Below are 22,888 nucleotides of genomic sequence, written 5' to 3'. Positions count from 1 at the left end.
CCGCTACATACCGCTCAGCAGCCGATGCCCCGTGCCGGCGGGTAGTAGTTGACCCTGGTCGTTCAGCAGGCCCATGCTCATAAGCCAGTGTTCAAACTCGGGCGAGGGTCGGCGGTTGAGCAGCTTTCGGATGTACAGCGCATCGTGGAAACTCGTACTCTGGTAGTGCAGCATCACATCATCGGCGCCCGGAATGCCCATGATGAACGTTACCCCGGCGGTGCCGAGTACCGTGAGCAGGGTGTCCATATCGTCCTGGTCGGCCTCCGCGTGGTTGGTGTAGCAGATATCGACACCCATCGGCAAGCCCAGCAGTTTGCCGCAGCAATGATCCTCCAGCCCGGCGCGAATAATCTGTTTGCCGTCATACAGGTATTCAGGCCCAATGAACCCAACGACCGAATTGACCAGCAGCGGCTCAAACGCCCTCGCTACGGCATAGGCCCGGACTTCGGCGGTTTGCTGATCCAAACCACAGTGGGCGTTGGCCGATAGCGCACTCCCCTGCCCTGTTTCAAAATACATAACATGTTGACCGAGCGTACCGCGCTTCAGCGAACGGGTTGCCTCCAGCCCTTCCTGTAATAAGCCGAGGTTCACCCCGAAGGATGCGTTCACGCCTTCGGTGCCGCCAATACTCTGAAACGCCAGATCGACGGGAGCGCCCTGCTCCACCGCCTGCAGGGTCGTGGTCAGGTGGCTCAGCACACAGGTCTGTGCCGGAATAGAAAACCGCTCCCGAACGCTGTCGAGCATATCCAGCAGCCGGATGGTTGTCTGCACATGATCCGTAGCGGGGTTGATACCGATTACGGCATCTCCGGCTCCGTAGAGCAGCCCATCGACTAGGCTGGCCGCAATGCCCCGCACATCATCGGTGGGGTGATTAGGCTGGAGCCGGGTGCTGAGTCGACCGTTCAGGCCGATGGTATTCCGAAACCGGGTGATGACCTCACATTTGGCCGCCACTGTAATCAGATCCTGGTTCCGCATCAGTTTCGAGACGGCCGCTACCATTTCGGGGGTTAACCCCGGTTGCAGCTGGCGAAGCGTATCGGTATCGGTGGTCAGGCTCAACAGGTAATCGCGCAGGCCGCCCACGGTCAGGTGCCGGATCGGCTGAAACGCCCCGGCATCGTGCGAGTCGATGATGAGCCGGGTCACTTCGTCCTGCTCGTAGGGCACGACAGCTTCGGCCAGAAAGGTGGTGAGCGGCAGGTCGGCCAGGGCCATCTGAGCCGCCACCCGTTCTTCTGCCGACCGGGCCGCTACACCCGCCAGTTCATCGCCCGACCGCCGGGGGGTGGCGCGGGCCAGCAGCGTCCGCAAATCATCGAATACATACCTGGTCTGACGAACTGTATGTCGGTACGGCATGGGCAATCAGCGGTTGAAAACGAAGGACGTAAAGATGACAAAATTAGCAGCGGGTAGGATTACCTTTCTCCAGGCTTCATACACTAGTAATATACATTAAATCAATTAATTATTATGGGAAAAGGCGACAAGAAGTCACGGAAAGGCAAAATTTCGATGGGGTCGTATGGCAACACTCGTCCGCAGCATCCCAAAAAGTGGACCGCCCCTAAACCGGCTCCCAAACCGGTCGATTAACACGCGAAAAATGGGTTCCGACTGTTACTACGCGCTGTAGTGACAGTCGGAACCCATCGTTTTAATACCTTACCGGCCGGGTATGTCCGGCAGCTACCGGGTTTTTGCCTTCGTTGGCTTTGTCGCTGCGGGCTCCGGGGTCGGAGGGCCAACTGGCTCAGGTTCAGACATCGGTGCAGACTGCCGGTTGCGACCTTCCCGGAAGATGACAAACCCAATCAGCGCAATCAGCAGCACGTTGGCAATGAGATCGATGGTATCGCCGGTTTTGGCAGCGGGCGGATCGAACCGAAACTCGACCGTATGTTTACCCGCCGGTATGCGCAGCGCCCGCAGCACATAGTTGGCCCGTAGCTGCTGAACGGGTTTCCCGTCGATCAGTGTCTGCCAGTCTTCGTTACCCCGGTAGTAGATTTCCGAGAAGACGGCAACCCCGTCGCGGGCGGCATTGACCTCGTAGATCATCTTGTCGGGCCGGTAGTTCGAAAGCCGGATTGTACTGCCGGTCGGGTCGAGGGTGGCAGGCAGGCCCGACAGCTGCGCAGCGAATCGCTTATCGACCACGGCCGTGTCGCGTGGATTCAGGGTCTTCATGGCCGCAATCTCCGCATCGGCGCCTTCTACCGTCTGTACTGTTTTGACGAACCAGGCGGCTCCGAGCACCTCCGGATTAGGTAGTACAACCGGCCCCGTTGGCGCCTGTTGCGGGTTGTTGGGGTCCTGCTCGGCCTGCCGAATGACGTACTTGACGTTCAGCATATTCAGTATGTTGAGCGTATTGGGCTGGAAAGCATACGTAATCAACTCCTGATACCGCCGAAGTTTAGCCGCGTGATACCCACCGATGGACCGGTGGAAGTAGGACGCGCGGTTGCTGTTCATAAAATCGGAGGTCTGGTCGAACACCCGGAAGCCGGGCGTCTTATCCTGCAAAATCTGCTCGTCGGCGGGTGTTGGTTCAAACACCTGACTGGCCTGTGCTTTCGTCACAAAATCGGCATTGTTCAGGTAGCGTTTATCGACACCGAACAGGTCGAATATCACCAGCGCCAGCAGCACCGGATAAAAGACAATGGGCTTGATTTTATCGGTGATCAGCGCCCAGACAGCACCCGCCGTCAGCAGGATCAGGATGAACGACCGGAAGGCATCGCTCCGGAGCAGCCCCTGCCGGTCGCTGATGAGGGCGGGCAGAAACTCTTTGCCCGCTTCGCCGAAATAGCGCGCCATCATGTCGGCATCGGTCGGCGTCTGAAAGCTGAACAGGGTACCGCCCAGCAGCGCCAGGATCAACGCCAGGCCACCGGTCAGGCCAAAGCTGATCAGCAGCGGCTGTCGGAGTTGCGCAAACGTCCATTTCTGGCTTACGAGGCTCTGCAGGGCCATGGCCGCTCCAATCCCGATAAACAGCTGCGCCAGGCAAAGCGCCATGGTCATAGCCCGGAATTTGTTCAGGTACGGCAGGTAGTCGAACAGCAGGTAGTTGATGGCCGCCAGGTTTTTACCCCAGGCCAGCACAATCATAAGCCCAGCCGCACTCAGCAGCCACCACCGGATGGGGTTGCGGATCACGAACATTCCCAGCACGAACAGAAACAGCAGTGCCGCCCCCGCATAGGCCGGGCCTCCTACCATCGGCTGATCGCCCCAGTAGGTTGGCGTACCCAGCTCCACAAACTGCTGCGCCTGGGCGGGGTCGAGCCCCCGATTCACGAGTGCCTTGTAAAAGTCAGAACCGGTACCGAGACCGCCCCCCGACGCGCCCCCGAAGGCATTTGGCACCAGCAGCGTGAGGGTTTCGGCCTTGCCGTAGCTGTAGCTGAACGCGTATTCTTTGTCGAGCCCGTTTCGGGCTCCGCTTTCGGCCGATTTCCCGTCCGGATTGGTTGTTTTGGCCGTCAGCTCCGACGTGCCCCGAATGGTTTCCTTCGTGTATTGATTCAGCACGAGCAGGCGCTTGCCAAAGCTGCCACCGGCCAGAACACCCGCCAGGGCCAGCGTGGCCAGGCCCATAGCCAGTTGCCGGCCTTTACCCGCCTGCACCAGGGCAATTCCTTCAACGAGTATGTACAGGCCGATGGTCATGAACAGGTAGTACGTAATCTGAATGTGGTTGGCCCCCAGCTCCATACAGCCAAACAGTCCGGTCAGGGCGGCCCCGAGCCAGTATCGTCCGCGAAGCGCCAGTACCACCCCGGCCAGCAGGCCAGCCCCAAACCCCATAGCAAACAGTTTGGAAATATGCCCGGCCTCGAGGCTGACGATGCCGAAGGTGCCGAACCCGTAGGCAATAGCCCCCAGCGCCGACAGCCACGCATTAGCCCCCAGCACAACCAGCAGCAGGTACGCGCAAAACATGACCACAAAGACAACCGAGGCTGTGTTGGGCAACAGGCCCACAACCCCCATAACGGCTTTGTAAACAAATATGTAGGGATAGTTAAAGTCGATCATATAGGCGGGCATACCGCTGAAAACCGCATCGGTCCAGAGTGGTTTCTCGCCCGATTGCTGGCCGATCTCACGAATTTCGCGGGCTGAGGCAACCGCCTGCTGTACATCGCTCATGCTTAAGGTCTTGCCCGACATGACCGGCGAGAAATAAATGATAGCCAGCACCAGCAGACCCACCACAGCGATCAGGTGTGGGCGCAAACGTTGGAAAAATGTAGGTTGTTTCATACAATGCAGTCAGTACACTGCCCAAAGATACAGGTTTACCAGAAAACGGACGGCGCACCCGCCGGATTGTTACGGGGAACCGGTATCTCCGCCGACAAACACGCAACCGAACGGGTCTTTTTTGCGTACGGGGGGTATGCGCTACATCGTTGTTTTCGCTCAACAGGAAATTGGTTACGCGGTCGGTTTCGATACCTACGCCGACGCGACCGATTTTTTATACTGGGGATACGAGGAGTACCAGCTGATTCCCTACGGGACCTTCGACGCCCTCACGGGTGAAGTATGGCCCTACCAGCACCGGGGCGAACGGGTAGCCGATGTCGATGAACAACTAATCAGCCGCACCGCGCTCGACTACCTCCGATCAGCCATCCGCCGGATTTACTGACCCGATTGCCTACGAACCCGCCCGGCCTCTCCGTCAACTGGCTCCGCAAGGCACAAAAAAACCCGGTTCTAACGGGTAGAACCGGGTTACAGTTGGTTATCATCCGGCAGCTTATACCATCAGAATATCTTTTTCCTTAGCCGCGAATACCTCTTCGATGCGGGCGATAAACGCGTCGGTGAGTTTCTGAACCCGCTCTTCGCCCTGCTTGACGGCATCTTCCGAAACGCCTTCTTTGACCAGCTTACGGATGTCATCGTTGGTGTCTTTGCGGATGTTACGTACGTTCACCTTGGCCACTTCCACCTCCTGTTTTACTTTCTTCACCAGGTCGCGCCGACGTTCTTCGGTCAGGGGGGGCACGTTGAGCCGGATCATTTCCCCGTCGTTGTTGGGGGCCAGGCCTACGTTCGAGTTCCGGATTGCTTTTTCTACTTCACCGATGAGTTTCCGCTCGAACGGCTTCACCACGATGGTTCGCGCGTCGGGCGTATTGACGGAGGCCACCTGATTCAGGGGCGACATCATCCCGTAGTACTCGACCTGTATACCGTCGAGCATCTGAGCACTGGCCTTACCGGCACGAATTTTTGTCAGTTCAATGGCCAGGTGCTTCAGCGCCTTCTCCATCGTGTCTTTTGCATCGTCGAGAAATAGCTCGATCTCTTCCATTCTTTTTTACAGTTTACTGTATTCAGTGTACCGTTTTAACCAGCAGCGATAACGCAGGGCTAACGCAGCCGCTATGTATGCAGGCATTGGCTCACCAGAACCGGCAAAACAAACCCCGGGCTACTTAGTTCGACGTCACCAGCGTGCCCGTATCGCTATCGCCCTGGATGACCCGGAGCAGACTACCGGCCTCATTCATGTTGAAAACAATGATGGGCAGGTTATTCTCCTGACAGAGGGTGAAAGCGGTCAGGTCCATGACGTTCAGTTTCTTCTCGTAAACGTCCTCGAACGAAATGGTGGTATACCGGGTAGCCGTTTTGTCTTTCATCGGGTCGGCCGTATAGACACCGTCTACCTTGGTTCCCTTCAGCACCACGTCTGCCTCTACCTCGATAGCCCGCAGGCTGGCGGTGGTATCGGTAGTGAAGTACGGACTTCCGGTACCGGCCCCGAAGATCACAACCCGCCCTTTTTCGAGATGCCGCACAGCGCGCCGACGTACGTAGGGTTCGCACACCTGCTCCATCTTGATCGCCGACATGACGCGGGTATACATCCCGTGTTTTTCGAGGGAGCTCTGGATAGCCATGGCATTGATAACCGTAGCCAGCATACCCATGTAGTCGCCCTGCACCCGGTCGATACCAGACCGCTCGCCCGATACGCCCCGGAAGATGTTGCCTCCGCCGATGACTATGGCGACCTGCACACCCAGATCGACAACCTGTTTGATTTCTTTACTGTATTGCTCCAGTACGGCAGGGTCGATGTTGTAACCGCTGGGACCGGCCAAAGCCTCTCCGCTTAATTTGAGCAGAATTCGTTTGTACTTCGTTGATGTCATGCGGGGTGATTTTTGCGGGGGCAAAGATAGGGAAAAAAGGAGAAGGCAGGAAGGATGGAGCCGAGGAAAGCAGCAAACGAAAAGTCGGTAAACCCGTCAAAAGCCCGGCCGAAAACCCGCTTTGGCTAACCGAACTCGATCAGTACCTGTCCTTTTTCGACGCGGTCTCCTTTCTGAACACGAATGGCTTTCACGGTGGCCTCGGCGGGCGCTTTTATTGTGTTTTCCATCTTCATGGCTTCCAGAATCAGCACCGTATCTCCTTTCTGCACAGTGGCCCCCACCGCTACCGTGATGCCTACGATCAGACCCGGCATCGGTGCTTTCAGGTCGCCGATTTTGGCCGCGACTGCGCTGCTCATGCCCATTTTTTCGAGCAGGAGGTCGAAGCGGTCTTTCAGCTGAATGGTATGAATACGCCCGTTTATTTTCAGGACAACGGTTTTAGCAGCCGCGTTCAGCTCCAGCACTTCGGCATTGTAGGAACGGTCCTGGTAGAGGATATGCAGGGTACGATCCGTAAGTCGGACCAGGTCCCAGCTGAAAGGCTCGCCGTTGAGCACCGGGCCCGTTGCTGAAAAATCGATGGTAGCCGGTTGTTGATCGAGGGTTGTCTGGTACATGGGTTATGGTTTGGTAAGGGCGTTGGATAACCCGAACGAAAATCGATCACAAGTAACTCAGTTTCGATTCACCAACCAAATTCCGAGCAGGCAGATCCCCATGCCAGCAAACTGTACGGCATAGATTCGCTCGCCGTCGAGTACGCCCCACAGCAGCGCCACGATCGGGATCAGGTAGGTTACCGAGGCCGCAAACAAAGGGGAAGCCAGCTGCATGATGCGGTTAAAAAACACCGACATCAGGCCCGACCCGAGCACCCCGAGAATAATCAGGGCTACCAGCGAGGTGGTATGAGTGGGATCGAACGCGCGCGACAGGAAGTCGGTCGGCAACAGGATCAGCACCGCAATCGGCCCGATGAACGCAAACAGCCAGGCCGTAGAGACCAGCGCGGGTAACTGGCTGATGTAACGCCCGATAAAGTTGGTGTTGAAGCCGTAGCAGACCGTTGCCAGCATGACCATGAGCGCGTAACCGTTGATCTGAAAGGAGCCAGTGGCGCTGAAAAAGACCAGTAACAGCGACCCGGCCAGCCCCAGCAGAATACCGGTTACCTGCCTGACTTGAAGCGCCTGCCCAAAGAAGAGAGCACCCAGAATAAGTGTAAACAGCGGACTCAGCGAGTTGAGCGCGCCCGACAGCGAACTGCTCAGATGCGCGCCCGCTTCGGCAAACAGAAAAGCGGGAATAACGAACCCCACTATTCCCGCCACCAGCAGCGCCCACCACCGGGGCCGAACAGCTGCCCTGACGGCCGGTTGCTGGGCCTGCCGGGCCAGGAAGGGCACAAAAAAAAGCAGGGCAAACAGCAGTCGGCCAGCCGCAACCTGCGTGGGCGAAAACGCACCCAGACTCCGTTTGATGAGGATAAACGAGCTGCCCCACACCAGCGCCAGGGTACAAAGCAACACCCACGCCATAACCGGGCGTTTCTGGTTTACTACAATAGACTCTTCGGTGGGCATGAACGTAAGGGAAAGGAGCCTCAGCGCCAGCGGGCATCAGCCTTGTCGGCTGGTTACCCGCTGGCGCTGAGGGTTATACATAGGCTTCGGCGTAGCGATCGGCTACTTCGTCGAGTACGGCCCGGGTTTCTAGATAGGTATTGGTCGTAACGAGCCGCTGCCGGTAAGGCTTGAAATCAGGAAGCCCCTTGAAATAATTGGTGTAGTGCCGGCGCATCTCGAACAGGCCCGTAATCTCGCCTTTCCAGCGGATCGAGAAGTCGAGGTGCTGACGACATACCGCTACCCGATCCGCAATGGTGGGTGGGGTACGGTGTTCTCCGGTCCGGACAAAGTGCTTGATTTCGTCGAATATCCAGGGGTATCCGATGCTGGCCCGCCCAATCATAACCCCGTCAACTCCGTACCGATTCTTATACTCGAGCGCTTTTTCGGGGGTGTCGATATCGCCATTGCCGAAGATCGGAATTTTGATACGGTCGTTATCTTTGATGCGGCCGATGAGCGTCCAGTCGGCGCTTCCTTTGTACATCTGCACCCGCGTACGCCCGTGAATGGTCAGCGCCTGGATGCCGATATCCTGCAATCGTTCGGCTACTTCCTCTACATTGCGGGTGTTATCGTCCCAGCCGAGCCGGGTTTTCACCGTTACGGGCAGGTGAGTAGCTTTGACAACAGCTTCGGTCATTTTCACCATTTTCGGAATATCCTGAAGCAGCGCAGCCCCGGCGCCCCGGCAGGCAACATTCTTGACCGGGCACCCGTAGTTGATGTCGATCAGATCGGGGTTGGCGCGGGTAGCAATGCGGGCACACTCGCCCATCGTTTCGATGTCGGAGCCGAACAGCTGGATACCAATGGGCCGTTCGTATTCGAAAATATCCAGTTTCTGCACGCTCTTGGCCGCATCCCGAATGAGCCCTTCCGAGGAGATGAACTCGGTATACATCAGGTCGGCGCCGTTGGCCTTACATACCGCCCGAAACGGCGGATCGCTCACATCTTCCATCGGGGCCAGCAGCAACGGGAAGTCCGGAAGTTCTATATTACCAATCTTAACCACAGTACGTATTGATTTCAGCCACAAGGCTATAGATACCCTTTTCTGGTTAGAATTACGATTTGCAGCCTTGTTTGGTTCCTGGGTAAATAGCAGCTGACACCTCGTAAATCCGTGTTCTGTCTGTAAATTTACGGGAATTATGCAACCTATTGTCTCGCCCAACCATCCGTCATCCCGATCGCCAACCCTTGGTGGGCTTATTATGCTCGTTGGTTTTGTGCTGCTGGGGGGCGTCATCAGCACCTTGCTGCTGTTCGTTGTGCTACTGGTGGGCAAGGGACTTGATCCGGCCGAAGCCCAGGCGTATCTGCTCCGGCTATCGGGTAATCCAACCTCGGTAGCGAACGGCTGGTACGAGATCATGGCTCTCCAGGCGGTCAATCACCTGGGTACGTTTTTACTACCTGCCCTGCTCTACTGGTACGTGATCGAGCGCCGGACCTGGCCCCAGTTCAGCCAACGTCCGCTGGCAACCGTTACGGGGCTGGGTATCGTCGTTCTGATTGTCATAGCCTTCATGCCTGGCAACGGACTCATCATCGAGTGGAACCAGAATCTGCACCTGCCGCAAACCCTGGCCCCGCTCGAACAGTGGATTCGTGACAAGGAGAAAAGTCTGGCTGGCGTCACCAAATACATCACTACGTTCGACACCCCGCTACAACTTGCTATTGCCCTGCTGGTCATCGGCGTGATTCCGGCCATTGGCGAAGAAGCACTCTTCCGGGGCATCTTACAGCGCAACCTCACCGTCTGGACGGGTAACGTACACCTGAGCATTTGGGTAGCCGCGGCCCTGTTCAGCGCCATTCACGTCCAGTTTCTGGGATTCTTCCCCCGCATGTTGCTGGGCGCCCTCTTTGGCTATCTGTACGTCTGGTCGGGCAATCTGTGGGTGCCCATACTGGCTCATTTTGTCAATAACGGCTTTACGGTGCTGATGGTGTACCTTTACCAGCGCCGGGTCGTTGCCGTCGATATTGAAAGTACCCAGTCCGTCCCGATCATCGGCGCCATCCTGTCGCTGGTGCTGTCGGCGGGGTTATTGGCTTACTTTAAACGAAGTAATGCGGGACATCCTTCGCCCAACACCTAGTTACTCATGCATACGGCGGTCTGCCTGCCTTCATCTTATGAACGAAACCTGGGAATCCATATACAGTACCCCGCTGCCCCACCGGGCCGAACTGGCCAAGGCGCTCCTGACTGAACACGACATTCCGGCGGTCGTTGTCAATCGTCAGAGCAGTTCCTACCCATCCATTGGCTGGGGAAAAAGTGAAGTACACGTGCCGCTCCAGCACGCTACGCTGGCCAAAGTAATTATCGAGAATGAAGCAACGTTTAGCTAAGTTGACGAACCTACAGCAGCGGGTTGTTGCAGCTGTAGTGGCGGTACCGTTTATTATTTTCATGATCTGGTACGACGACTGGACGTTTGCTCTGTTGTTTACACTGATCAGCGCGCTTACCCAGCGGGAGTTCTATAAATTGCTCGGCCTCGACGGATTCGAGCCCCTAACGGCCTACGGAACCGTAGTGGGCTGTCTGGTCTGTGTGCTGGCTTATTTCATCGAGAAAGGCATGCTCGGCACTGACAGCTACTTCCTGATCTGCCCGGCTTCGTCGATGATCTTTTTGATCAAACTCTACAAAAAGCGGGATATGAAGCCGTTCACCAACATCGGCTTCACCTTTCTGGGTATCATTTATGTAGCCATGCCGTTCGCCTTGCTGATTGTGCTGGCGCTGCGGGGTAATGCCTACCACCCGGCCATCATTCTGGGTTGTCTGTTTCTGCTGTGGGCCACTGACATCGGCGCTTACTTCGCGGGTACCTACTTTGGTCGGCGCAAACTGTTCGAGCGCGTATCACCCAAGAAATCGTGGGAGGGTGCCATTGGCGGAGCTGCCGCTGCGGCTCTGGTAGCGCAGGGACTGGCCATCTACGCCCCCGAACTACAACCCTGGCAGTGGTACTGCGTTGGTGGCATCATCGTCGTAACCGGTACGTACGGCGACCTGGTCGAGTCGCTGTTTAAACGCAGTATTGCCATTAAAGACTCAGGCAGTAGTATTCCCGGTCATGGCGGCTTTCTGGATCGGTTCGACGGGCTACTGCTGGCCGCTCCGTTCATTATCAGCTTTCTGAAACTGTTTGCCTAATCAACTTAATCTTTCTTAAAAAATACCCGTCCGAAACCTAATCCAGCTGTTTGGGCGTTTACTTTGTAGTTTCGCTGATTTGCCTATGAATAAGTCATTGACGGTATTGCTGATTGGACTGATGCTGCTGGTTGCAGGCGCGTCGACGACGCTCTTTGCGCAGGGTCAGGACCGCCAGGTGACATTCACGGGCTTCCTGACGGGCGGTAAAACCAATGAGCCGCTGCCGGGTGCCTATATCTATATTCCCAAAGCCGGGCGGGGCGTATTGTCGGCGACCAACGGCTATTTTGCGCTGCCGGTTTTTCCGGGCGACAGTATCATTTTCAGCTACGTTGGCTTTAAAACCCAGTACCACATCATTCCGCGCCGACTGACCGACCTTACCTATTCGGCGGTGGTAGCGTTGCAGGAAGACGTCAAAACCCTGGCCGAGGTAAAGGTCTACCCCTACGCTACCGAAGAGCTGTTTAAAGAAGCGTTCGTCAACCTGAAGCTGCCCGATCAGCAGGAGCGTGACAACCTGGCCCGCAACACCGACCCGGCCGCCATTATGCGGCAGGCGGCTACGATGCCGATGGGTGCCATCGCCAACCACCAGAACTTTGTGAACCAGCAATTTTTTGGGCGAGAGTCGGTCTACGGACGTAACAACATGACGACCTTCTCGTTTACCAACCCCTTTGCCTGGGCCAATTTTATCCGGTCGGTCAAACGGGGAGACCTGAAGAACAAGGAGTGGCGCAGTGAGCTCAACAAAGCTCCGCGCGAAAACATGACCCGGAAAGACCTGCTGGAAGGCAACTAACTGTCCGCTGTTAGCTTGCCCAGGTCTTCAGTTGCAGGTCGTTTCCGTCAAATTCGGCGTAGGTGCGCGCCGATACCCATTCGCCCAGATTCACGTAGCGGCTCCGGTCATTGACGGCCAGGTTCATGGGTATGTGCCGATGACCAAAAATGTAGTAGTCGTGGTGATGCACCGCTTCTACCTCGCGGCAGTAGTGCATCAGCCATTCGCGATCTTCACCCATAAACTCCTCCCCTTTCTCCTGGTTGCTGATGCGGCTCCGGCGCGACCAGGCCTGGGCCAGACCAATGCCCACATCGGGATGCAGGTACCGGAATAGCCGCCGGGCCAGTCCGCTCTCGAAAAGCACCTTCAGTCGTTTGTAGGTATAGTCGCCGGGGCCGAGGCCGTCGCCGTGGCCGATCAGGAAGCGTTTGTCGCCGATGTCGTACCGGCGCGGCTGCCGATAAACCGGGATACCCATTTCCTGGGTAAAATAATCCTGCATCCACATGTCATGGTTGCCGGTAAACAGGATGATACGGGTACCGGCATCGGTCAGTTCGGCCAGTTTTCCCTGCAACCGGATAAATCCTTTCGGAATGCTGCGCTTGTACTCGAACCAGAAATCAAAGATGTCGCCTACCAGAAAAATCACGTCGGCATGGGGGCGGATGGTGTCGAGCCAGGTTACGACGGCCCGTTCACGATCCCGGCTTTTTTCGGGCGATGGGGTACCGAGGTGAAAATCCGAGGCAAAAAAAACCGAGCGGTTCGGGGGCAACAAAATCGTTTCGACGTCAGTCATGGTGGCGTAATTCGGCAACAAAAGTACGCAACTCGGCGCATTTCGGCACCGACCCGCTGCCGATGAGCCAATGGCTTGATTCCATGAAATTGTTTGAACCGGTAAACAACGGACAGCCAATTTTAGTCTTACAACAAACCTACACTCACGTTTTATGAGCACGAAATTATTATGGCTGTCTCTACCGGCCTTGCTGCTGACGTCCTGTTTCCAGGGTGACAACGCATCCAATACAGATGGTGCCAATGATGCCGCCGGAACCGGCAGCCCCAACCTGGCTAAAGAAGTAGTGGGCGTATGGCAGCTTAGTACCGATCAGCGGTTCGGGTACGACGAACCCTGCAATATGCTGGACCAGGGCCTGATCGAAGGCATGTTTGACATTGGGCTTACCGAAGAAATGACCACCCTCGATTATCCGAACGGCTGTCAGTTCAAGTGGAAAGACGGAACGGTTAGCGTCGCCTTTGGCGGGCCAAAGCCGTATCCATCCATGTACCACGCCGAATACATCTTCGACAAAATGTACCAGGGTGGCGCGGGCCAGGTATCGGGGCAAATGGGCATGGCGGCCGAAAAGGAACCGATCAGCGGCCCTGAAACCCGGGGCACGGGAGCCGAACGGCCAGCCACTGAGCCAGCGGGCGGTGCGGAAGCCGACATGGACGACGATTCGACAGCCAGCAACGACTCCTCAAACTCGACATCGGGGGTGACTTCGGTAGCCGCTCAGTTCACGAAACCAGCCGTGAGCACGGGGCGGTTCGTAGCCGTACCCGGTGTTGGCGACAAAGCCGTTTGGGACCCTGCCAGGAAAGCAATGCATGTGCTGTACAACAATCATATCGTCAATGTAACGGTGCAGACTAAAGCCAATGCCGCTACCTCGCAGCAGAAAGCGACCTCACTGGCAGAAGTCGTGTTGAGTCACTTCGTCGAAGCCTCCTCGAACTAACCGTTGCCGACGGCCTATCAACAAAAAGCCCGCTAGTTCGTAGCGGGCTTTTTGTTGATAGGCCGTTTAACTTATACGGGAATCTGCTCGAACACAACCGCCGGCTGCGATGCGTCCTTGAAGGCTTTGCGCGGGCGGATGTTCAGCGTCTGAAACAGTTGCTGATCGGCATCTTCGTCCGGGTTGGGAGTAGTGAGCAGCTTATCGCCGGCAAAGATCGAGTTGGCCCCTGCCAGGAAGCACAGCGCCTGCTCTTCGGTAGTCATGCGAACCCGGCCGGCCGACAGACGAACCATGGCTTTTGGCATGATGATCCGGGCGGTAGCAATCATCCGCACCATTTCCCAAACCGACACGCGGGGCTGGTCTTCCAGGGGTGTGCCTTCTACGGGCACCAGCGCGTTGACCGGAACGGACTCGGGGTGCTGGGGCAGGGTGGCCAGCGTATGCAGCATACCGATCCGGTCCGTGTGCGACTCACCCATGCCGATGATCCCACCGGAACAAACCGAAATACCGGCTTTACGGGCATGACCGAGCGTATCGAGCCGATCGTCGTAGGTACGGGTGCTGATAATGTCGCCGTAAAATTCTTCGCTGGTATCGAGGTTATGGTTATAGGCGTAAAGACCGGCATCTTTCAGCTTCTGGGCCTGGGTTTCGGTTAGCATACCCAGCGTGCAGCATACTTCCAACCCCATCTGGTTGACGCCCTGTACCATTTCCAGCACTTTATCGAAGTCGCGGTTGTCGCGTACTTCGCGCCAGGCAGCCCCCATGCAGAAGCGGGTACTGCCCGTATCTTTGGCCCGCTGAGCCGCCGTCAGCACCTCGTCGACCTCCATCAGCTTGTGTACCTTCACGTTCGTGTGATAGCGGGCGGCCTGTGGGCAATACGCACAATCTTCAGGGCAGCCACCCGTCTTGACGGACAGCAGCGTGCAAACCTGTACTTCCTGCGGATCGTGATGCTGCCGATGCACGGTGGCGGCCCGGTAAATCAGATCCAGCACGGGTGAATTGTATATATCGGCTATTTCGGCGCGTGTCCAGTCAGTACGGAAGTCATTCATACAGGTAGTAATCGTTATGTCGTAGTCAAAAGTAGTAGATGGGGGCGTTCAGGGCAATTTATTTAACGCCAAACAACAGTCGGGTCAGCCTGAACGGTCGAATGAGCAGCCCATATACAACCAGACAAACTACTAATGATGAGAGACTTATTGCCAAAAATCCATCGTACAAGCCGAGTGTAGTTTCTGTCAGCACATAATAACCAATTCCTACTATTACGGTCTGGTGGAGAATATAAAATGGATAAACGGCTTCGTTCAGTCGGGGGAGTATCGGCTTATTGACGTTTAGGTACCGGTAGCCATACGCAATCGTGGCCAGTACAGACGCTACCATCAGGGCCATGCCGTTGGTAAAGTACCAGAAGTCAATCCAGAAAATCGTGTCAATCTCCTCGTTCGTGAATACCATCCGCATACCGTACAGCACGGCGGTAAACACGAGGGTAGCTACCAGAAAAATTCGGCGCTGGTTGGTCAATACTGACCAGAACTCCCGACGGCTGATGAGCAGATAGCCAAACCAGAACAACAGCAGGTTCTCGACAAAATAAGCCCAGTCGTCGATCAGCGCGTGGGTCTCATCGGGGTAGAACGGGCGGGTCATGTACTGACTAACCGCAATAACCCCCACCATCAGCCACAAAGCTCCGCCAGGCCGATTAATCAGCCGCCCGAACCGATCCGTAAACCGCTGGCCGACCGGGCTCTTCAGCCACCGAAACACGGGAATGCTGATCAGCGCATAGAGAAACAGATAGGCAATAAACCACAGGTGGTGCCAGCTGAACGCTCCGCCGGACCCACCATCTCTGTACGGCTGAAACTCGAACACATACGGGTAAAACTCGGCATAACTCCCGCTAAATCGACCTCTAAACAGCCATTCGGCGTAAATCTGGGGCGGCACGATGACGAACATACCGAAGACAAGCGGCAGAAATAACCGCCGGACCCGCTCTCCCGCGTAACTCCCGACCGTTCGCGTGCGCAGGGCGAAATAGGTACCTGCCCCTGAAATGAAGAACAGCAGCGGCATACGCCAGCGGTGCAGCCACCGCATCACCTCCTCGAAGGGTCGGCTGGTTTCCGTACTCTGAATATGCCAGCCCCAGGAGACATACATCATACCGGTATGATAGAACAGCAACGTCAGAATAGCAATAATGCGAAGCCAGTCGAGGTCGTATCGACGGGTAGTGAGCGTGGGCAAAGTGTCCATCGGAGGAGCGGCCGGGTCAGTTGGTTGCATGATAATCGGTGTTTGGTTGACAGCCCAAAAGTGGCGCCAACGGCTCCAAACGCACTATGTCCCGGTAATGATGAAGTTCGCGCCGATCGGGACGAACAAACCCGGCGCGTTATTCTACCTGCGTGCCAAGCCTATTGGCGCGATACTGGGCCGGTGTCTGATTCGTCAGCCGCTTAAAGGCCGTATGAAAGGCGGAGGTGGAATTGTAGCCCACCCGCTCAGCAACCTCATCAATCTTAAGGTGTGCCAGCGCTGGGTTACTCAGCAGCTGCCGGGCTTCGGCCGTTCGATAGGTAGCCAGCCAGTCGAAGAACGTCAGTCCCAGGCGGTCGTTCAGGAGCTGAGACAGGTGATGGGGACTGGTATCCAGTTGCTCGGCCAGTCTGGACAGCGACAGCCCACTGTTCAGATACGGCTTGTCGGTTTCGAGCAGGCGGGTCAGTCGGGTAAGGACGGCATCCTCGACTTCTTCTGACAGGGTCGACTTTTCGTACTTTTTTTTCAGTTCAACAGGCGGATCAGGTTCGGCAGGCACTTCGCGGAAAAAACTGGACCCGCGCATGACCAGAAAGCTGATGCTGTAGATCGTAGCCGCCATGTAGGTAGCCAGCAGATAATCGCCCACATCATGATAGAACCGGGGCTTGACGAGCACGATCAGCAAAGGTACCAGCGCAACCAGCCAGCTCAGGAAACGGAGCGAGTTCAACTGGGCCGCTGCCCAGATTGCGGGGCGCTGCCGGCTTACCGACCGAATGGTCATGAGCGATAAAAACGCGTAGACCAGACAGCTCACCAGCGTCATTTCGTTGATCCAATCCCGCAATCCCGTAAAGTCCTCATCCCAGTAGGGCTGAGCCGGTATGTACGGCAGCTCCGGATGCAGCGAGTTCACGTACGAATTGTATTTAAACTCGACAGGCTGGTAGAACCAGGTTGCTGAATTGAGCAGCCAGATCCCGAACGGCAGCAGATGCCAGCCCCAGTGCCGGGGCAGTCGTTGATGAAGCCGGCTACATACGTAAAAGAAAAACAGTGGCCCCAGCACAAAATTCAACGGTTCGGCAAAGTCGACCGCCCACAATAGCTGAAACGTATAATTGGTATAGTTCAGAAATATTTCGCCACTCACGCCCGACAGGGCCAGGGTAAACCAGCCCAGACAACGGTTCGCTACCTGTTTGGCCCGCTCACCCGTCAGGAAGAAAACCCCCAGAAACAGGCCCTGCGCTACACCCAGCAGGATGATCAGCGCAAACAGGTCGAGGTGTACCGGCAGAGTCTGCATAGTCGTTTCGGGTAGAGGGCTGTTACATAAAAAGACCTAAACGATTCCAGTGTATCGTTTAGGTCTAACTACTGCAAACCAACTTAATTTTTATCGAATCTCCAGCTCGAACGGCATGCGCATTTGTATGCCTTCCATCGTTTTCAGCTTCTGAAGGTATTTTACGTAAGGAGCTAATTCACCGAGCTGGGCGCTGATGCGAGCTTCTTCATCATTGCTGAACGAAAACATAAGCTGCTCGAAGAAATCTTTCTTACGCGGCTGGTACTTGAGCCGGTAATCGCCTTCCTTAAGCTTGGCCGACCGGGCCGCCAGCTTGATAGCGTCGTCGAGACCACCGAGCTGATCAACCAGTCCAATCGCTTTACCCTGGGTGCCGGTCCAGACGCGCCCGCCCGCAATAGCCCGCAGACTGTCGACGGTTAATTTACGTCCCCGGGCGGCCTTCGATGTGAAGTCATTGTAAATCCGTTCGGTGCTGCGTTGCAGGGCCTGCTTCTGAAACGGGCTCATCTCATGGGTAATGGCGGGGAAGTCAGCGTTCTCGTTGGTCTTAACCCGGTCATACGTCACGCCAAGCTTGTCTTTGAAGAATGATTCGGTGTTGAATAACAGCGAAAACACCCCAATCGACCCCGTAATGGTGTTAGGCTGGGCAACAATCTGGTTGCATCCCATCAGCATGTAATAGCCTCCCGAAGCGGCATAGTCAGACATTGACCCGATTACCGGTTTGGTGCGTTTGGCCAGTTCAACCTCGCGGTACATGACATCCGACGCCAGCGCACTACCGCCACCCGAGTTGACCCGCAGCACAATGGCTTTTACTTTATCATCGAGCCGGGCTTTACGCAGCTCTTCGACGATCGTTTCTGAACCGATACTATTCTGATTGCTTTTGCCCGAGTTGATATCGCCCGAGGCAATAATGACCGCAATCCGGTTTTTGCTGGATCCTTCGTCCGAGTCGGCGGCTTCGGCATCTTCGTACTTGCTGAGGCTGATGTAATCGATTTTTTTCTTATCCTCGATCTTAAGCTGTTTTTTGATCAGGCTTTCGAGTTCATCCTGATACCCGACGTTGGTAATCAGTTTCGTGCGCAGCGCGTCGCCCGGCTCGCGGATGGTCAACTGATCGGCATAACGCTTGAGCGAGTCGACCCGCACGCCACGGCTGCCGGCAATCTTAACCAGCATGTGATCATTGACCGAATTCAGGAACGACGTAACCTGCAGCTTGTTCGGCTCGCTCATGTTCTCGCGGGTGAACGGCTCGATAGCGCTCTTGAATTCGCCCACGCGGAAAATTTCGGGTTTCAGGCCCAGTTTGTCCAGCGTGCCTTTGAAAAAAGACAGTTCGGCATTGAGGCCGTTCCATTCCAGTTCGCCCGCCGGATTGAGGTAGATTTTATCCGCTACGGAGGCCAGGTAGTAGCCTTTTTCGCTCATCGTCTCGGCATAAGCGTACACGAACTTCTTCGATTTTTTGAAATCGATCAGGGCGTTGCGTACTTCTTCGAGCGAAGCCCAGCCTGCCTGCGGATTCTCGCTTTGCAGATAGATGCCTTCAATGTTGTCATCGTTCTTAGCCTTGGCCAGCGCTTCTTTCAGCTCAATGAGGCCAATGGCATCGCTGGTGCCACCTGCTCCGAACCCGCTGAACGGATTCTCGACACTGCGTTCTTCAATAGGTTTATCCAGGTCTAATTTCAGGACTGTATTCTCCTTTACACTGACTTTTGTATCGGCCGAAGACGAGAGTGCAGCTCCGATACCGACCAGCAGAATAAATCCGACGATCGAAAACAGAAGCAGGCCGACTATCGTGGCGAGCACGTATTTAAAAAACTGGAGCATGAATCAGTTTACGAATTGGGTTATACTTACCTATTGAACAAAAATAATGACACATTCGGCGACTAAACCCGAAAAAATGTCAAGTGCGACAATTATCGGATAAATGGTTATGCCGGGCTTTAAACAAAAAAAGGAACCAAAGGGATTTCATTTCCCCCGGCTCCTCTGGATGTAAAATCTACGTGTGCTGCTGCTTACGAAGGCATCTCAGCATAGTCGTCCATAGACGTCTGGATGACCTCCAGCGCTTCATCGCGGCCGTAAATATTGGCCAGTTCCATGACAGCAGGCTCACCTGGCAGGTTCTTATAGGTTAGAAAGTAGTGACGCAGGCGTTTCACCACGGCTTCGGGCAGTTCGCTCAGGTCTTTGTACTGACCGTACATTGCATCGCCTTTCAGAACAGCAATTATTTTATCGTCAGCTTCTCCTTTGTCGATCAGCCGGAAGCCCCCGATCGGGATAGCCTGCAACAGAATGTCACCGTGGGTAATTTCGCGTTCGGTCAGTACGCAGATGTCCAGCGGGTCGCCATCGCCTTCGCTGATGATATGGCCCGACCGCTCTGAAGCCAGTTTGGCGATCCGCTCTCCGCAGAACGTTCTGGGAACGAACCCGTACAGCGCCGGAATGATGTTGGAATACTGCTGCGGCCGGTCAATTTTCAGATAGCCAGACTCTTTATCGATCTCATACTTCACGGTATCGGTGGGTACTATCTCAATGAAGGCCGTAATGACGTGGGGGGCATTTTCGCCCGGCGAGATGCCATGCCAGGGGTGTGCTTTGGAAGGGGTTTTTGCCATTGGATCAAGTTGTGTCGGCTCTAGAAAAGCTTGCATACAATTTCGAGAAAAAATAAGAATAAATCGAGTTCGTCAATTGGCCCAAACAAACATTCCGCCCGCTATTGGTGGCAAAGCCTGACCAGCAGCGGGCGGAATGATGTCTATAGAGGCAAAAATACGTCTAAAAACCCAATTATCGTGATTTTCTGTGCGAACGGGCCTGGAATACAACAAGAAGTCAGGGCGCAGCTGCGGGGTGCAAACGTCTTGTTTTTGTTTAGCTCTCAAACCCAACCCGTTCGGCAACGAGCAGTTCACCGCTTTTATTCAGGCTCTGCCTCACCAGCATCTCCCCCAGAAAGCCAGCCAGAAAGAGCTGTACCCCGAGAATGATGGCAACCAGACCAAAGTAAAAAAGCGGGTTATCCGTAGCATTACGGAACTTGACGCCCTGTGCTATGTTGATCAGCTTTTCGGCTATGATCCAGACTGCCAATACACTACCAATGAAGAACGATAAAGTACCCAGCGTGCCGAAGAAGTGCATAGGCCGTTTGCTGAACCGGTGTACAAACCCGATGACCAGCACATCGAGGAAGCCGTTGACGAACCGCTCGAGCCCAAATTTGGTCGTACCGTATTTACGCGCCCGGTGCTGGACCACTTTCTCGCCTATCTTCGAAAATCCGTTCCAGTTGGCCACGATGGGCAGGTTCCGGTGCATGTCGCCGTAGAGGGCCGGTGCAATGGTTTTGACTACCTTCTGCCGGTAGGCTTTCAGGCCACAGTTAAAATCGTGCAGCTGAACCCCCGAGATCCAGCGCGAGACGGCGTTGAAAAGTTTGGTGGGCAGCGTTTTGGTAAGGGGATCGTACCGCTTCTGTTTCCAGCCCGATACCAGATCGTACCGATCCTCAACAATCATTCGATACAGTTCCGGTATTTCGTCAGGACTGTCCTGCAAATCGGCATCCATGGTAATAACGACCTGGCCCCGCGCGGCCTGAAAGCCCGTCTGGAGTGCCATCGTTTTGCCGTAGTTTCGGTTGAATCGAATGCCACGTACGGCCGGATTCTGCGCCGAGAGCCGTTCTATCACCGGCCACGACTCATCGGTGCTTCCATCATCCACAAACAGGATTTCGTACGAGTAAGCGTGTTCGTTGACGACCCGCACAATCCAGTCGTGCAGCTCGGGCAGCGACTCTTCTTCATTATAGAGTGGAATCAGAACGGTCAGTTGAAGCAATTCAGTCATGGGGGTATCTAAACGCCAGGCGCGCAGCGACGGTGCAAAGGTCGCAGAGTTTTCAGAATATCAGATAAAAATCGCGGAGCAACGTCCGGAACGCGGGGGTATAGGTCCGGCTGTCCGGCTCATATATCGTTAACAACTCCTCGTTAGGGTTCGTTGCACCAAACGAAAAACCGCTGATCAGCCGAAAAACGGGTTTGTCGGCCCGGTGCCGGAGCTGAAGCTGCCGGAAAACCCCCAGCCCTGCTTCCTGCGCTACAGTACGGATCAAACTCATCTCATACGGAGGCAGCAGCACCCACCACTGCCCGGCAGGTTTCAGCAATCGGACAACAGCCGTCACCAGTTCCTGGAAGGGCAGGTCGTCGGTATGCAGGGCCCGGTTCACAGCCGCATCGGGCGACCGTAGGTGATTGGTGTAAAAGGGCGGGTTGGTCAGGATACGGTCATACGGTCCCGACGGATGTGAAAAGTGCTGGATGCGGTCGTGCCATACGTGTACCCGGTCAGCAAAGGGACTGGCTTCGGCGTTATCGCTGGCCTGACCGAACGCCTTATCGTCGATTTCTACCGCATCGACGCTGGCGGCCGGGTTCCGCTGGGCGGCCATGAGGGCCAGCAGGCCAGTACCGGTGCCAATATCCAGCACCCGGGTGTCTCCCGTGTCGACATCCGCGTAAGCGCCCAGCACGCAGGCATCGGTGCAGACTTTCATAGCTGCCCGCTCCTGGTGGATAGTGAACTGCTTGAAGGCAAACATTATTTGCGGCCGAAATCCGCCGGGTTTTCTCCCCAAACCGTTGTTTCCCACTTTAATACCGGGTTGGCATACCGATGGGTCTGTAGCCAGGTCTCGGCCCGGTCGATCAGATCAAAGAGTTCGGCGTTGCGGGCTGTTTCATCCAGCTTTGTATTGGCCTTTTTCTTTTTCACCCAGCTGATCGCCGTTCTGGAATCGGAATAGACCGGTATGTTGCTGTTCTTCTGGTGCAACAGCGCCAGGGCATGTACAATGGCCAAAAACTCACCAATATTGTTGGTGCCGTCAGGGTAAGGTCCTTTCAAAAACAGCTTCTGGCGCGTAGCCAGGTAGATGCCCTGATATTCCATATCGCCGGTGGCCGTGTTCCAGGCGGCATCGACAACCAGACTATCCTCAATAGGCAACCCCACGAGCCCATCCAGTTTCCCCTGTTTTCCAGCGGGTTTGGGACCCTGTCCTATATGTTTGTGGGGTTTATCACCAAATGCCTTGAGGGCGGCAGCTTTGCTGTCAAACGATTTGAACAATGGCTTGGCGAACCCGTCTGTCTGCACTTTGGCCTCGTCCCAGCTGTCATATACACCGGGTTTCCGGCCCTGCCAGACTACATAAAATTTAGGTTTCTTCTGGGACATTCCTGCGTATGCTAATCCGCAAAACTAAACATTCTATCCCGGATCGTCAGCCTTCCCCCGCCAGGCCTGCCCATCGAAACCCCGGTTGAAATTGATTTTGCCGGCCTGAAGAACAAATACACACAACCCTGGCCGGGGCAATAGGATATAAAACAACCCCAGCCTGAAGGCCGGGGCTAATCATGTGCTTAGCTCAATGCAAAAGCCTAATGTGTTCCACCAATGGCTTGCCCCGGCCTTCAGGCTGGGGGACGAGAAATACAAACAACCCCGGCCTGAAGGCCGGGGCTAATCATGTGCTTAGCTCAATGCAAAACCCTGATGTGTTCCACCAATGACTAGCCCCGGTCTTTAGACCGGGGGACGAGAAATACAAACAACCCCGGCCTGAAGACCGGGGCTA

General features: G+C 55.5%; 23 protein-coding genes. 7 read left to right on the top strand and 16 right to left on the bottom strand.

The features are described from left to right. Nucleotides 1-3 precede the first annotated feature (3 nt). The gene (locus EQG79_RS10745) at nt 4-1,377 is read right to left on the bottom strand and encodes an ethanolamine ammonia-lyase subunit EutB (RefSeq protein ID WP_129601473.1); all 1,374 of its coding nucleotides are present in this window, start codon (nt 1,375-1,377) and stop codon (nt 4-6) included. 114 nt (nt 1,378-1,491) lie between these two features. Here EQG79_RS10745 and EQG79_RS10740 point away from each other — a divergent pair, with 114 nt between their 5' ends. Further along, nucleotides 1,492-1,614, top strand: a complete 123-nt coding sequence (locus EQG79_RS10740; protein WP_077922798.1) for a 30S ribosomal protein THX — start codon at nt 1,492-1,494, stop codon at nt 1,612-1,614. Between the two features lie 93 nt (nt 1,615-1,707). Here the strand turns inward: EQG79_RS10740 and EQG79_RS10735 are convergent, their stop codons facing one another. After that, the gene (locus EQG79_RS10735; protein WP_129601472.1) at nt 1,708-4,296 is read right to left on the bottom strand and encodes a hypothetical protein; all 2,589 of its coding nucleotides are present in this window, start codon (nt 4,294-4,296) and stop codon (nt 1,708-1,710) included. A 136-nt stretch (nt 4,297-4,432) separates the two neighbouring features. Between EQG79_RS10735 and EQG79_RS10730 the strand changes: the two genes are divergently transcribed. Then, nucleotides 4,433-4,687: a hypothetical protein gene (locus tag EQG79_RS10730; protein ID WP_129601471.1), complete on the top strand. Its 255-nt coding sequence runs from the start codon at nt 4,433-4,435 to the stop codon at nt 4,685-4,687. Between the two features lie 111 nt (nt 4,688-4,798). On the opposite strand, the gene frr is transcribed toward EQG79_RS10730, so the two are convergent. The 5 genes from frr to dusB form a co-directional block, all read right to left on the bottom strand. Beyond that, nucleotides 4,799-5,359 carry a ribosome recycling factor gene (gene frr, locus EQG79_RS10725; protein ID WP_077922795.1) on the bottom strand — a complete coding sequence of 187 codons (561 nt, stop codon included), beginning with the start codon at nt 5,357-5,359 and terminating at the stop codon, nt 4,799-4,801. Between the two features lie 124 nt (nt 5,360-5,483). Then, the gene (gene pyrH, locus EQG79_RS10720; protein WP_077922794.1) at nt 5,484-6,206 is read right to left on the bottom strand and encodes a UMP kinase; all 723 of its coding nucleotides are present in this window, start codon (nt 6,204-6,206) and stop codon (nt 5,484-5,486) included. Nucleotides 6,207-6,331: 125 nt separating this feature from the next. Further along, nucleotides 6,332-6,829 carry an acetyl-CoA carboxylase biotin carboxyl carrier protein subunit gene (locus EQG79_RS10715; protein WP_129601470.1) on the bottom strand — a complete coding sequence of 166 codons (498 nt, stop codon included), beginning with the start codon at nt 6,827-6,829 and terminating at the stop codon, nt 6,332-6,334. Between the two features lie 57 nt (nt 6,830-6,886). Further along, nucleotides 6,887-7,795: a DMT family transporter gene (locus tag EQG79_RS10710; RefSeq protein ID WP_129601469.1), complete on the bottom strand. Its 909-nt coding sequence runs from the start codon at nt 7,793-7,795 to the stop codon at nt 6,887-6,889. Between the two features lie 73 nt (nt 7,796-7,868). Continuing rightward, complete coding sequence (gene dusB, locus EQG79_RS10705) at nt 7,869-8,858, bottom strand: tRNA dihydrouridine synthase DusB (protein WP_077922791.1); 990 nt, start codon at nt 8,856-8,858, stop codon at nt 7,869-7,871. A 139-nt stretch (nt 8,859-8,997) separates the two neighbouring features. Between dusB and EQG79_RS10700 the strand changes: the two genes are divergently transcribed. The 4 genes from EQG79_RS10700 to EQG79_RS10685 all read left to right on the top strand — a co-directional run bounded on the left by EQG79_RS10700 (nt 8,998) and on the right by EQG79_RS10685 (nt 11,832). Further along, on the top strand, nt 8,998-9,954 hold the full coding sequence (locus EQG79_RS10700) for a CPBP family intramembrane glutamic endopeptidase (RefSeq protein WP_394343303.1): 957 nt from the start codon (nt 8,998-9,000) through the stop codon (nt 9,952-9,954). A 37-nt stretch (nt 9,955-9,991) separates the two neighbouring features. After that, a complete protein-coding gene (locus tag EQG79_RS10695) occupies nt 9,992-10,210 on the top strand; it encodes a putative signal transducing protein (RefSeq protein WP_077922789.1) in 219 nt (72 codons plus the stop codon). Then, nucleotides 10,191-11,024: a phosphatidate cytidylyltransferase gene (locus EQG79_RS10690; RefSeq protein ID WP_129601468.1), complete on the top strand. Its 834-nt coding sequence runs from the start codon at nt 10,191-10,193 to the stop codon at nt 11,022-11,024. Before EQG79_RS10695 ends, EQG79_RS10690 begins: the two co-directional genes overlap by 20 nt. Before the next feature lie 85 nt (nt 11,025-11,109). Further along, nucleotides 11,110-11,832, top strand: a complete 723-nt coding sequence (locus EQG79_RS10685; RefSeq protein ID WP_077922872.1) for a carboxypeptidase-like regulatory domain-containing protein — start codon at nt 11,110-11,112, stop codon at nt 11,830-11,832. Nucleotides 11,833-11,842: 10 nt separating this feature from the next. Here EQG79_RS10685 and EQG79_RS10680 read toward each other — a convergent pair whose 3' ends face one another. Next, nucleotides 11,843-12,619, bottom strand: a complete 777-nt coding sequence (locus EQG79_RS10680) for a UDP-2,3-diacylglucosamine diphosphatase (RefSeq protein WP_077922787.1) — start codon at nt 12,617-12,619, stop codon at nt 11,843-11,845. Between the two features lie 154 nt (nt 12,620-12,773). Between EQG79_RS10680 and EQG79_RS10675 the strand changes: the two genes are divergently transcribed. Next, nucleotides 12,774-13,574 carry a hypothetical protein gene (locus EQG79_RS10675; RefSeq protein ID WP_077922786.1) on the top strand — a complete coding sequence of 267 codons (801 nt, stop codon included), beginning with the start codon at nt 12,774-12,776 and terminating at the stop codon, nt 13,572-13,574. A gap of 71 nt (nt 13,575-13,645) precedes the next feature. Here EQG79_RS10675 and bioB read toward each other — a convergent pair whose 3' ends face one another. From bioB to EQG79_RS10635, 8 genes are all read right to left on the bottom strand, one after another. Then, on the bottom strand, nt 13,646-14,647 hold the full coding sequence (bioB, locus tag EQG79_RS10670) for a biotin synthase BioB (protein ID WP_077922785.1): 1,002 nt from the start codon (nt 14,645-14,647) through the stop codon (nt 13,646-13,648). 58 nt (nt 14,648-14,705) lie between these two features. Next, nucleotides 14,706-15,899: an acyltransferase family protein gene (locus EQG79_RS10665; protein ID WP_077922784.1), complete on the bottom strand. Its 1,194-nt coding sequence runs from the start codon at nt 15,897-15,899 to the stop codon at nt 14,706-14,708. 109 nt (nt 15,900-16,008) lie between these two features. Beyond that, the gene (locus EQG79_RS10660; protein ID WP_129601467.1) at nt 16,009-17,187 is read right to left on the bottom strand and encodes a helix-turn-helix transcriptional regulator; all 1,179 of its coding nucleotides are present in this window, start codon (nt 17,185-17,187) and stop codon (nt 16,009-16,011) included. Between the two features lie 90 nt (nt 17,188-17,277). Next, nucleotides 17,278-19,044, bottom strand: coding sequence for a signal peptide peptidase SppA (gene sppA, locus EQG79_RS10655; protein ID WP_129601466.1), 1,767 nt, complete (start codon nt 19,042-19,044; stop codon nt 17,278-17,280). Between the two features lie 194 nt (nt 19,045-19,238). Continuing rightward, nucleotides 19,239-19,850: an inorganic pyrophosphatase gene (locus tag EQG79_RS10650; RefSeq protein WP_077922781.1), complete on the bottom strand. Its 612-nt coding sequence runs from the start codon at nt 19,848-19,850 to the stop codon at nt 19,239-19,241. Nucleotides 19,851-20,109: 259 nt separating this feature from the next. After that, nucleotides 20,110-21,090, bottom strand: coding sequence for a glycosyltransferase family 2 protein (locus EQG79_RS10645; RefSeq protein ID WP_129601465.1), 981 nt, complete (start codon nt 21,088-21,090; stop codon nt 20,110-20,112). A 52-nt stretch (nt 21,091-21,142) separates the two neighbouring features. After that, the gene (locus tag EQG79_RS10640; RefSeq protein ID WP_129601464.1) at nt 21,143-21,847 is read right to left on the bottom strand and encodes a tRNA1(Val) (adenine(37)-N6)-methyltransferase; all 705 of its coding nucleotides are present in this window, start codon (nt 21,845-21,847) and stop codon (nt 21,143-21,145) included. Next, a complete protein-coding gene (locus tag EQG79_RS10635) occupies nt 21,847-22,485 on the bottom strand; it encodes a ribonuclease H1 domain-containing protein (protein WP_077922778.1) in 639 nt (212 codons plus the stop codon). Before EQG79_RS10635 ends, EQG79_RS10640 begins: the two co-directional genes overlap by 1 nt. Nucleotides 22,486-22,888: the final 403 nt, after the last annotated feature.

The organism is Spirosoma sordidisoli, from assembly GCF_004138325.1.
Taxonomy (GTDB): domain Bacteria; phylum Bacteroidota; class Bacteroidia; order Cytophagales; family Spirosomataceae; genus Spirosoma; species Spirosoma sordidisoli.
This window is presented reverse-complemented; position numbering and strand designations above follow the sequence as displayed.